This is a genomic window from Ureibacillus terrenus (genome assembly GCF_006569205.1).
Classification (GTDB): domain Bacteria; phylum Bacillota; class Bacilli; order Bacillales_A; family Planococcaceae; genus Ureibacillus; species Ureibacillus terrenus.
Genome location: NZ_VIGD01000029.1, coordinates 1 through 11,860, shown reverse-complemented (window position 1 = coordinate 11,860; position 11,860 = coordinate 1). Strand labels below are relative to the sequence as shown.

Sequence of the window (11,860 nt, the reverse complement as noted above, 5' to 3'; positions counted from 1 at the left end):
CATGCGATGGACAACTCTACGAGGATTGGAAAAATTGTCCATGCAGGCGATGCTTACTTTCGCTGCCATGAACTTAAAGAAAATGGCAAACTGGACATGGAAAAGACCATGTCCAGCCTAAATAAGACAAGAATCTTAGAAAATGATGAGCAAAAAAAGACAAACCCCAACTCAAATGCTTCATTTGAGTTGGGGTTTGTCGACAGTCTGAAATCATCCATCAAGAGATGGATGATTTTTTAGGTTTTTTCTTTAGTATTATAAAAGATCTTTTCTTAATTCTTCCGGAGATTTTGGAGAAAGCAGACCGAATGGGATATCAAATACCGTTTTGGCGCCTTTGTCTCCTTTTTGATTTAAGCGATAGGCAGCCCGCGCATAGGCCACAAGAACGCTGGAAGTAAACATCGGATTGCTTTCAAGGTTCAAGCTGAATTCCATAATTTGTTTGTCTCCCAATCCGCTTACGCCGCTTCGGATGACAAATCCGCCATGAGGCATGCCGCTGTGGTTTTTCTTTAACTCTTCTTCGGAAATAAAGTGCACAGTTGTATCATATTCATCAAAGTAGTTTGGCATTGTTTTGATTTCATGTTCAACTTTAGCCGGATCTGCTCCTTCTTCCAACACAACGAAACATTCACGGGCATGTTTTTCGCGTGTGGAAAGTTCAGGATTTTCGCCACGGCGAACCCGGTTTACGGCCTCTTCAATCGGAATTGTATATTGCACCGCATTTTTTACTCCTTTTATACGGCGGATGGCATCAGAGTGGCCTTGGCTTACGCCTTTACCCCAGAAGGTATATGTATTCCCTACTGGCAACACCTCTTCGCCAAGAAGACGGTTTAAAGAGAATAATCCCGGATCCCATCCAACAGAAATGATGGCAACTTTGCCCGCTTTTTCACTGGCCGCGTTCACTGCTTCGAAATATTCAGGGATGCGGGCATGCGTGTCAAAGCTGTCGATAGTATTAAAATATTGCGCAAAATGAGGACCTTGTTCCGGCAAATCTGTTGCAGAACCGCCACATAAAATCATTACATCGATTTTATCTTGATAGGATGGTGCATCATCCACATGTAACACTTCTACATTTGATTTTGTTGTGACCGTTTTTGGATCTCTTCTTGTAAATACCGCAACCAATTCGGTGTCAGGGTTTTGCTGAACGGCAGCTTCAACGCCCCTGCCCAAATTTCCGTATCCGACGATACCAATTCTGATTTTGCTCATAAATACTCCTTCCTCCTAAAACAACAACGAATATATTTTATAATATCCCGCAGAAGATAATTATACAATAAATTTTTATACAATGCTTTGCATAAAAAGGCATATTTTTTATACTAAATGACCACTATTGTTGGATTAGAAAGATTATAACCATCTATTCACCATGAAAACATTGAAACCGGTCGGTGTATTTAGTTTTTTTACCATTGAGGATTTGCTATACTTGTATTGTATGACAACTGTGATGCAAAAATAGGAGGATTCAACTATTATGAAGAAACTTTCAGCTGTTCTGCTTGCTTTTGCACTAGTATTTTCCAATGTGGGTGCATTTATATTAGATAGCGGAGATATTACTACTGTCGAAGCGAAATCTTACAAGTCCGGCAAAAAAGGATTCAGCGGAAATTACAGCCCTTCCAAATCTCGGATGAACGATGACGCCAATAAAGATGGAGTAAACAAAGCGACAACAAATCAAACGGACAAAGCCGGCACAACGGCTAACAAATCCGGAACTTCCACACCAAAAGGAGGATTTTCTTCCGGAGGATTAATGAAAGGTCTTCTTGTCGGCGGACTTGCCGGCCTATTGCTTGGCGGTTTGCTTGGGGATTTAGGTTTTCTTGGTAACCTGTTAGGTTTGGCGATTAATCTTGGGGCGATTTTGCTCATTGCTTATCTCATCATGAAAATTTATTTCATGTTAAAACGCAAACATGAGAAAGAGGTTACGGAACATTGGAGAAGATAACATTATCTGAACAGGACATTGTGGATGCCGTTTGTTTATTCCATGCAAAATTTAAACATGTACATCCGGAAGATGTGGAAGTGGAATTGTTGTATGATGATGCAAGAGGGTTCGCCGCGGAAGCTTTCATCAACGGGGAAATGGAGCCTTATAATACGGTAAATCTCATTACCGCAATCCGTCTTTATATCGAAGAACAATTGCATCGGGATGCGATGTCCGCACGGATTGTGCTGGATCTTCACGACGAAGAAGGAATCATCGCGAATATTGAATGGGATTAAAAAGAGGTGTCGCCTGATGGCACCTCCTTCTCTTTTTAATAGAATATGCTGAGAAATGGCTATTTCGTTTTCTATCGAAATATGTTATGTTCAAGGAAAAAGATTTGAGAAAGTGGGATTCGGATGACAATGGATGCCAAAAAAGCATATAACGGCATTGTGTTGCTGACGGGCTATCTTCAGCGGTTATTTGTGTTTGAAAATATCCAAAAACAGCTGAAATTACCCTATGATGCGAAACGGATTGAAAAAGTGAAGGAACTGTTCGAAGATACTCTGGCAATGCTGCCGGTTTTCGAACAAACAAAAGAATTGACGGATAGCCAAATCAGTAAACTGAAATCTGTTGCTTCGGAAGTGGAGCGGCTGATGTCCGGTTATTTTAAAGAAGGGCCGGTTTCTTTCCATGAAAAGCTTGCCTATGTAGGATCGACCTTATATTCCGAACAGCACGTCAATTTGGGAATCATTCGGCTCGGGAAAGTGTTCCAGACTGAAGTGAACCGGGATTTTCATAAGCGGGTGGAATTTTATGAAGAAAGGACAAAATTCATTGATACCATCGTCTCATTAATCAGGAAAAAGAAGCCTGTTGAGGAGAAAGCCAAGGAGATCATTGAACTTTGGTATGCAAATGTCATCATCAATAAAGAACACATCTTGAATGATATCAAATCAATCGGACAATTGATCGGTTTCTAATGAAAAAACTGATGGAATGGCAGCCTCATTCACATCAGTTTTTTTATTTTAATGTAATATTTAATTACCCAGTGACTTGAGATATAGCGAAAAATGATTTTCCAATTCATCATGTTCTCTCATTCCATTTACATGTTGTCCCATGCTATTTGGTATAGTACATTATTTCCCGAAACCTCCTTCTCTATAGTTGGTAAATAATGAGATATCCTTTTAGATTTTTCCTGCTTCCATTTGCAGGGAGTTTTCTATAAGGTATACTGATATAGAGGTGATTTTATGTTTGTCAGCGAAAAGAAAGTGGAAGTGCGCTATGCCGACACGGATCAGATGGGCGTTGTCTACCATGCAAACTACGTAGTTTGGATGGAAATCGGAAGGACGCAACTTATCCGTGATCTAGGCTATGATTATGCCAAATTGGAGGAAATGGGCTACGTCTCTCCTGTCATCGATCTGTCCGTTCAATATAAAAAAGCGATGCGTTATGGACAAACCGCAACAGTCAGAACTTGGGTGGAACACCATGATAAATTGCGCACTACATATGGATATGAAATTTTGCACGAAGACGGTTCGGTTGCGGCAACCGGGACGACGGTCAATATTTTGGTAAAGAAAGACAACTTCAGACCGGTGCCGCTTAGAAAAATCGATCCTGCCTGGGATGCAAAATACCACGAAATTGCCCGAACGAAATGACTAGTGGATGCTAGTCATTTTTATTATGGTTTGAATCTATAACGGCCGAAGGATTTTTGCTATAATGTCGTTTGTGAGAAAAAGGAGGTGTGTTCATGGGGGAAACATTCGAGCTTATAAAATGCTTTATTGTGTTGACGAATACGGCTCGGGAAGCCATCAAGGAACATTTTACCGATGAACATGCCTTTTTTCAGTTGCAACAGTCTTTTGTTGTGTATTTGGAGAAACAATCGATTGAAGAAACGGGCATCTCCTTGTCCATCTATTTTGACAACCGGAAAAACGAAAAATTGGCGAAAAAGATGAATGAGCGGGTCGTGATTCTTGACTGCGTGTTTGATGTAAAGAATGGCCTCATTGCCAAAAACTTTAGGACAAAGGGAAAGCAAACTCCTGTCAAAACCAACCGAAGAAAGGCGATGAGAATTCATTTTGCGCCTACCCGTATCAGCGGACATACATACCCTGAGCTGTTTTTAAGAACCATAGCCGAACTTCCGGTTGCAAAGGAACAATATGAATATGTCAACAAACGAATTGCAGGCTGGGAAAGCTATTTAAAAGTGCTATATAAAAATGCGGACATCGATGACATCGAAGCAAGCATCCAATCGATTTCTTTCTCTCCCGATTTTTCAGTTGCCTCCCTCAAACTTCGCGGCATCGAAAGCAAAGAGTGGAAACTGCTGAAAGGAATGAATGCCTATCTGAGAGGCTTCAAAAATGAAATGGGGGAAGTGATCAAGGCAAACGCCCAGAAGGAAACAGTCGATATTGAACTGACTCCTCAAGTCTCCAAGCTTGTAAAACTGGATGCACTGGATTTCCCGTCAGACTCCATCACGTTCAGCAATGCCTCTACCAAATCCCAGCTGAACCGCTTGTTAAAAGGTTTTGAGCATTTAAAGGAAGGGCTTGCGGCAATCCCGAATCTCGAAAACTTTTTATTTGAAGATCGTCCGAATGTGGCTGAGCGAAAAAAACGGCTCCAGATCGAATTTCATAACCGGCTAAATGAATACCAGAAAGAAGCGGTCCGTGGCGCCCTTGAAACGGAAGATTTGTATGTGATTCAAGGGCCTCCGGGAACCGGGAAAACAACGGTCATCTCCGAAATTTGTTATCAAAACGTGAAAATGGGGCTGAAGACGCTTATCGCCTCCCAATCCAACTTGGCGGTGGATAATGCACTTGGAAGACTATTGTCCAATAAGGACATTCGGATTTTGAGATATGGACGGACGGAAAGCATTGAAGAAGAAGGGAAAAAGTTTATTGAGGAAAATGTGGCGGAATACTGGAAACGTCAAACGTATGAAGCCATTAGAAAGGAAATCGGCCTGCACGGCCAAAAAGAAGAATTGCTGCTCGATGAAATGGAAAATTGCCGCCGCCGAATGGAACAGCTGAAAGAAAAAGAAGCAGATCTTGAAAATGAAGTATTAAGGAAAAAGCATGCAGAAATAGAATTGAAGAAAATCCATAAAGCAATAGCGGCTTTGAAAAAACAAAAGATTTCGCTGAATAAGGAAAAAGAGAAACTTGCAAAAACGGCGGAAACGATTCAATCTTCACTGATTGAACGAAAAGGGAAATTGGCTGAGGTAGAAAACATTATTTCCGGAAATGGGTTACAGAAAACAGAGCAGGAAATTCAAGAAGCAAAGAAGCTGATCAAAGAAAGCGAAAACTGCATCCATTATGTCCAAACAAAAGAAAAACTAAAGGAACTTCAATCCTTATGGCAGCAAACCGTCCATGAAATATACTTATTGGAGTCTACAAAAGAGAAAGTCCAGGAACACATCGCTCAACTGCAATCATTCAAGAAACTGTACGAAGTGGAAGAGTTTATTGACTTTCATGAAATCCGGAGAGGTTTTGTCATCAATCAGCTACTGCTTGATATGGAGAAAATCCATGAAAAAATCATCAAATTGAAACCCGCCAAGCAAATTGCGGAACGGATTGAAAAAGCGATAGCATACAATGAAAAAACGCTAAAGATCCGGATTGAACCGGTGGAACTTCCTCCAAATCATTTCTATTCGCTGCATGAAGTGGATGAGTTTTTGGACAAGCTGGCCATGGCTTTCAAGCAGCAAAAAATCAATCGGCAAAACGGCGTCCCTTCGATCAGGGGGTTGTATTTAAGAAGGCTTTATATCAATGATTTATTGTATCAATTAAAATCGTTGGCGGATGAATCTAAAGTCGTCTTTGAAAAGTTGAAAAAGGAAGTATTGGAACAATATTTGGAAAAAGTTGGTCTCAGCGAACAGAAAGTAGAAAACTTAAAAGCGAAGGAAGCGCAGCTTCGATTGCAAATGGAGAAAGTTGAAAAGGAATTATCCGATTTGGAAGTGGAAAATACCGGCTTTATTCCTTCCGTTGAAGAACTTCAGGCCGTTATTCGCACATTGCAGGAAAAAATTGAAAACCTTGCAGGACAACAGGAAACATATCGAAATTATGAACAGCAAAAGACTGAGCTCATAAAGGAAATCGATGAAATAGAAAAAGCGCTGTCCGATCATCAGGAAAAGCATTCAAACCTGCAAAACGAGCTGAAGGAACTTCACCGCCAAGGCATCGCTTTGGAGAAAAAAGTGGAACAGCTGCAGAAACTTGTCACACAACAGCCCGAGTTGGAACTCGAACAAACGAAAGAAGAAATAATACACTGCGGCACAAAAATCGAAAAATTGGAGGAGCAAATCAAGCTGCTTCCGGTTGCGCAGGAAATCCAAAAAGAATGGTTTTCGCTGTTAAACAGTGCGACAGAGCAGGACTTGGATGAAATCCGGAAACTTTATGTGAAGCATGCCAACGTCATCGGGACGACTTGTGTGGCATCCGCAAACAAAGAATTTATGGACAATTATCCAGTTTTTGATGTCGTCATCATTGACGAAGTGTCGAAAGCGACACCGCCGGAATTGTTGCTTCCTATGTTGAAAGGGAAAAAAATTATCCTCGTCGGCGACCATCATCAATTGCCGCCGTTAATCGGCGATGAGACTTTTGAAGAAACGCTGGAAGAAATCATGAAGGAAACGAAGGACTTTGATGAAAAACGGGAACTTGAAAAACTGCTGGAAGAATCATTGTTTGAACGTCTTTATAAAAATTTGCCAAATACAAACAAAAAAATGCTGGGAATCCAATATCGCATGCATGAAAAAATTATGCAAACCATCACTCCGTTCTATCAACATGGCAAGGATTCGCTGAAATGCGGCCTGGAAAACTCTGACGTAGAGCGGGACCATAAATTGAACGGAAAATATGTAAAGCGCAATGAGCATTTGTTATGGTTTGATTTTCCGAACGAACCGGCTTATTATGAAGAAAGGATGAGAGAAGGAGCCAGCTTGTTCAATCCTTCTGAGCTTGCGATGATTCGGAAATTGCTGATGGATTTGAATGAAGCGGCGGAAAAATCGAAGGAACAAGGCCTGATGGAACCGGATGCTTTAAAGGGCGTCGGAGTGATCAGTTTTTACCGGGAGCAGGTGAATCGTGTCAATCAATTGATCGGTGAACTGGATTTGCCTCATTTGAACATTCGGACAGGCTCCGTTGATAAATTCCAAGGTATGGAAATGGATGTCATCATTCTCAGCATGGTTCGCAACAATCCTCACGGAGAAATCGGGTTTGCGAAAGATTACCGCAGGTTGAACGTTGCCTTGTCAAGGGCACGGGAACTGTTGATAATCATCGGCAGTTCCGAAATGTTTACAAAACGGACGAAAAGAAACGAAACGAAAGAAATGTATCAGCATCTATATGAAGTTGTAGAGCGGCAGCAGGGCCTGAGAAAAGCAGCGAAGGAGACGTACAACTGACAAAATGGAACTCCAACATTTGCAGCAACAATTAATCAATCAATTGGAAAAAGACAATCAAGAAACCGTCATTCATACGGACATTTGGTGCATTCCGATGTATACGTATGAAGTCGCTTATCAGCCGGTTCGGAAAAAAACGATGGATATTTTAATGAAAATCCTGCTGTTTTCTTGTCAGAAAGCCTCTTTTGAAAACGCCGAACAACTGAGTGAAATTTTGCTTGTGGAACCGCTGTTTATTGAAGATTTGTTGAGAAAAATGCAAAAAAACGGACTGTTGGAACGGCAAGATAATGTATATCGGTTGACTAAAAAAGGAAAGAGGCAATATGGGCGGGGAATATTCGAGGAAACATTGGAGCCTGCCGTTATCGAATTGTTATATAGCCCCGTCCATCATCAAATCCTTCAGGGAGATATTGACGAAGTCCTGGATTTTGATGATTTTCCGGATCAGCTATATCGTTATACAAAAGAAGAAGAGGTTAAACTTATCAACGAAGATTTTGTCATGAAGGAAATTCAAGCATTGAAAAGGGATGAACTGGAAGAAACCCGTCAAGAAATCAAGTCCATTCTATCGATGGAGAATACGCAAATCAATGATGTGCCGTGCATCGAATTCATCGTAAAGAACGCAGAAAACAAGGAATTATTCCCGCGCGTATGGAATACATTATTTAATAATTGGGATTCCTGCTTAGAAAAAGAAATTATGGAAAAGGAAAAAATGGAGTGGACGGCTAAATTTCAGAGCGAAATAAAATAGCTCAGAGATTGCAATTCTTTATAGGATATGTTAGGATATTCTTAATTTTATATGGCAATGAAATACTTTCTTATCAAGAGAAGTGGAGGGACTTGGCCCAATGAAACTTCAGCAACCTCTAACATTACGTTAGAAAGGTGCTAATTCCAGCAAGGCTCTTGCCTTGGGAGATAAGAGAGTGTGCAAGAAGAGACTTTTTGTACCCTCTCATTCTCTTTCCGGAGTGAGCAGGGTTTTTTTATTAAATAGATTGAGAAATGGGGGACATGAGAATGCCAATTAATATTCCAAAAAATTTGCCTGCCGGAGAAATTTTGAGAAACGAAAAGATTTTCGTCATGGAAGAGGACCGCGCTTTATCGCAGGACATCCGTCCATTAAATATTTTGGTATTCAATCTGATGCCGGAAAAAGAAAAAGCGGAGCTGCAATTGTTGCGCCTGCTCGGCAATACGCCGCTGCAAACCAATGTAACGTTCCTGAATACGGCTACATATGAACCTAAGCATGTGTCCAAAAGCCATTTAGAAATGTTCTACAAAACCTTTGACAAAATTAAACACCGCCGTTTTGACGGAATGGTGATTACCGGTGCGCCTGTGGAACGGATGGAATTTGAGGAAGTACGCTATTGGAAAGAATTGACGGAAATATTGGACTGGGCGAAAGAGAATGTCACATCGATTATTTATATCTGTTGGGCTGCACAGGCTGCGCTTTATTATCATTTTGGAATCGGCAAATATGAATTGCCGAAAAAATGTTCCGGGGTATACGCACATGTGATCACCGATTTGACAAACGATTTAGTGAGAGGATTCAATGACGAATTCATGGCGCCGCATTCCCGTTATACTACCGTGTCGCTGGAAGAAGTGCAACAACATCCGGAACTGGAATTGCTCAGCTATTCCGAGGAAGTGGGGCCATTCATCATCCAATCGAAAGACCATAAACACATCATGATCACCGGACATTTGGAATATGATGCAACAACCCTTGCGGAAGAATATGAGCGTGACATAAAGAAAGGTTTGCCGGTAGAAATACCTGAGAATTATTTCCCTGATAACGATCCGACAAAACCTCCAAAAAATACATGGAGAGCCCATGCGCACTTGTTGTTCTATAACTGGCTGAACTATTACGTATATCAAGAAACTCCATACGAATGGCACTTTGTGGATGACGCCATCGATTATTACATTTAAAATTTGCTGTAAAAATTCTTCGATTTATGAAGAATTTTTACAGCTTTTCATTTTATATGAGAATCATGGCTACAATGGTAGTCACAACAAGTCCGGAGACAACGGGAACCAAGTTCCTTCTGGCGAGTTCAAACGGGCTGACGTTGCAGATGGCCGCCGCAGGAATGAGCGCCCAAGGCACCAATGTTCCCCCTCCGACATAAATGGCTGCAATTTGCCCCAAAGCGGTCAGGGTAGCCGTTCCTTCGCCAATCACCGTTCCAAAAAGATTGGCAATGGATCCCACCAATGAAATGCCGGAAAACCCGGAACCGTCCAAGCCTGTAATGGCGCCGACTCCGGCAACCGTCATCGCCGCAATTTCCGTCGTTAACGGTACAACAGATGCCAAAGCGCTTCCTAAATCATTGATGATTCCGTGAGAACCTTTCGGCAAGTAATCCCCGATGATCTGGGTGAATCCGGAGTCCCCCAAATAGAAGAAGGCCGCAATGGGAATGACCGGACCGAACACTTTAAAGCCGAATTGGAATCCTTGAATTAAATAACTTGTCGTTTTTTCCAATCCCTCATTTTTGTGGGCAAACATGGAGAGGACGAGCAGCAGGGCGAGGGTTGTGCCACCGATGAGACCCGTTGCGTCTCCTCCCGACAAATCAAAGATGGACATGGCCACGACATTCAACAAAAAGGCAACGGGAATCAGGAAAGCGAAAAATCGTTTTTGGTTTTGGGACAATAGATGCGGCTCGGCTTCCTCCTGGTCTTTCCCCGCGCCATCAAAGTTTCCTTCCATTTCAATGGTTCCCCGTTTCATATCCCGTCTGAGCATGAAAAAAGCCACCAATGTCGTAACGGCACCCATCACAATGACCAGCGGCACGCTGGCGGAAACGACTTCGCTGACCGGAAGGCCGGCCGCATCAGCGGTTAACTTTGGAGCTCCCTGGATGACAAAGTCACCGGATAAAGCGATGCCGTGCCCGAACAAGTTCATGGCCATCGCGACGCCAAGCGCAGGCAACCCCGCCCGGATCGCTACAGGCAATAAAACGGCTCCCAGAAGCGCCACGGCAGGGGAAGGCCAGAAGAACCAGGAGATGATCATCATCAAGATTCCGATTGTCCAGTAAGCCAATGCAGGATTTTTAATAATTCTTGAAAATGGGGAGACCATGACTTCATTAATCTCCGTTTTTAACAACACCCGGCTCATGGCGACAATAATACAAATGATCATAATGGTGGAGAGCAATTCACCAATGGCAAAGACGAAGCTTTCAAACACTTTCCTCAAAGAAAGCACAAAATCCCCGGTCGCCGCCATGGAGAGCAAAAAGATCCCAACCAAACAGACCAAAGTTGTATCCCGCCGTTTCACCATAAACCCGATAATGAGCATGATGAAAACAACATATATCCAATGCAATGCGGACAACTCGATTTCCATAGGCCACTTTCCTTCCATTCTTTTTGTTTAGGATATGAGGAAAATGACCAATGGGTGTGTACTGGGAAGTATATTACTAAATTTATTAAGAAGATATCTTAAACGGTATAACAGATGAAAGAGATAAGGTTAATAGTATAGCAAGGAAGGATTTATTAGCCGCTCTTTTATCAGGGGATTGGTGACCATAATTCAATTCACGCTTGGCACCTTTCACAGTCTTTGCGAAAACAATTGTAAAAATGGTTAAATTTTGATGGAATTAAAAATGGCACCATAAATATGGATACTTTCCATTTCTAAAAACTGAAAAAAGTGAAAAAGCTCTCCTCTATTGATCAGGACAGCTTAGAATACGTTTGGAATAATGCGCCGAATATAACCACACTTCATTCTGCGATTGGTTTATTGTTAGCAGGACAACAAGCTATTATCGATTTGATAAATGATGATGATAAAAAAGCAAAAGTACAGTTATATATTTCATCCCATTTACTACAAAGCATTAACGGACAACATATGGATGCCACTTATGATATAAAGACGGAATCCGAATATCTGGAAATGGTAGAGAAAAAATCTGGAGCTTTAGTATCAATGGCGTGTTTAGTAGGGGCTGCGTTAGCGGATGATAAAAACAATTCTCCCATTATTGAAAAGTATGCTAAGAATTTAGGAATTGCCGCGCAAATTGACAATGATTTATGTGCATTATTTCGCTGGGATGAGAAAAACGATATTAAAACAAAAAAAATTTCGCTTCCAGATGATGTATAAAATTTTGTGTAAAGCATTTTGCTAGACCAAAAGAAAAAAGGTAGGGTATTCTCTGATTGAACCCAAACATTCCAGAGAAAGGAGAACCCTACCTATGTCTAAAAGTATACCGAAT

At 41.5% G+C, this 11,860-nt stretch carries 11 protein-coding genes and 1 riboswitch; of the genes, 9 read left to right on the top strand and 2 right to left on the bottom strand.

Going from position 1 to position 11,860, the window contains the following annotated elements:
- A partial coding sequence (locus tag FKZ59_RS15225) for a transposase (protein ID WP_141603313.1) occupies positions 1-121 on the top strand: 121 nt, incomplete at its 5' end.
- A gap of 137 nt (positions 122-258) precedes the next feature.
- Here the strand turns inward: FKZ59_RS15225 and FKZ59_RS13690 are convergent.
- Positions 259-1,239 carry a diaminopimelate dehydrogenase gene (locus FKZ59_RS13690; protein WP_141603312.1) on the bottom strand — a complete coding sequence of 327 codons (981 nt, stop codon included), beginning with the start codon at positions 1,237-1,239 and terminating at the stop codon, positions 259-261.
- 271 nt (positions 1,240-1,510) lie between these two features.
- Here FKZ59_RS13690 and FKZ59_RS13685 point away from each other — a divergent pair, with 271 nt between their 5' ends.
- From FKZ59_RS13685 to metA, 7 genes are all read left to right on the top strand, one after another.
- Positions 1,511-1,993, top strand: coding sequence for a hypothetical protein (locus FKZ59_RS13685; RefSeq protein WP_141603311.1), 483 nt, complete (start codon positions 1,511-1,513; stop codon positions 1,991-1,993).
- On the top strand, positions 1,981-2,277 hold the full coding sequence (locus FKZ59_RS13680) for a DUF2653 family protein (protein WP_141603310.1): 297 nt from the start codon (positions 1,981-1,983) through the stop codon (positions 2,275-2,277). The genes FKZ59_RS13685 and FKZ59_RS13680 overlap by 13 nt, the downstream gene beginning before the upstream one ends.
- A gap of 123 nt (positions 2,278-2,400) precedes the next feature.
- Positions 2,401-2,979, top strand: coding sequence for a transcriptional regulator (locus tag FKZ59_RS13675; RefSeq protein WP_141603309.1), 579 nt, complete (start codon positions 2,401-2,403; stop codon positions 2,977-2,979).
- A gap of 279 nt (positions 2,980-3,258) precedes the next feature.
- Positions 3,259-3,681 carry an acyl-CoA thioesterase gene (locus FKZ59_RS13670; protein WP_141603308.1) on the top strand — a complete coding sequence of 141 codons (423 nt, stop codon included), beginning with the start codon at positions 3,259-3,261 and terminating at the stop codon, positions 3,679-3,681.
- A gap of 95 nt (positions 3,682-3,776) precedes the next feature.
- Positions 3,777-7,535 carry an AAA domain-containing protein gene (locus tag FKZ59_RS13665; RefSeq protein ID WP_141603307.1) on the top strand — a complete coding sequence of 1,253 codons (3,759 nt, stop codon included), beginning with the start codon at positions 3,777-3,779 and terminating at the stop codon, positions 7,533-7,535.
- Between the two features lie 4 nt (positions 7,536-7,539).
- Entirely contained in the window at positions 7,540-8,307 is a 768-nt protein-coding gene (locus tag FKZ59_RS13660; RefSeq protein WP_141603306.1) for an SAM-dependent methyltransferase, read from the top strand.
- 67 nt (positions 8,308-8,374) lie between these two features.
- Positions 8,375-8,484: riboswitch (SAM riboswitch) on the top strand.
- A 95-nt stretch (positions 8,485-8,579) separates the two neighbouring features.
- Positions 8,580-9,518, top strand: a complete 939-nt coding sequence (gene metA, locus FKZ59_RS13655) for a homoserine O-acetyltransferase MetA (RefSeq protein WP_141603305.1) — start codon at positions 8,580-8,582, stop codon at positions 9,516-9,518.
- 52 nt (positions 9,519-9,570) lie between these two features.
- On the opposite strand, the gene FKZ59_RS13650 is transcribed toward metA, so the two are convergent.
- Positions 9,571-10,968: a hypothetical protein gene (locus FKZ59_RS13650; RefSeq protein ID WP_141603304.1), complete on the bottom strand. Its 1,398-nt coding sequence runs from the start codon at positions 10,966-10,968 to the stop codon at positions 9,571-9,573.
- 315 nt (positions 10,969-11,283) lie between these two features.
- On the opposite strand from FKZ59_RS13650, the gene FKZ59_RS13645 reads away from it, so the two are divergent.
- Complete coding sequence (locus FKZ59_RS13645; protein ID WP_246045900.1) at positions 11,284-11,745, top strand: polyprenyl synthetase family protein; 462 nt, start codon at positions 11,284-11,286, stop codon at positions 11,743-11,745.
- Positions 11,746-11,860: the final 115 nt, after the last annotated feature.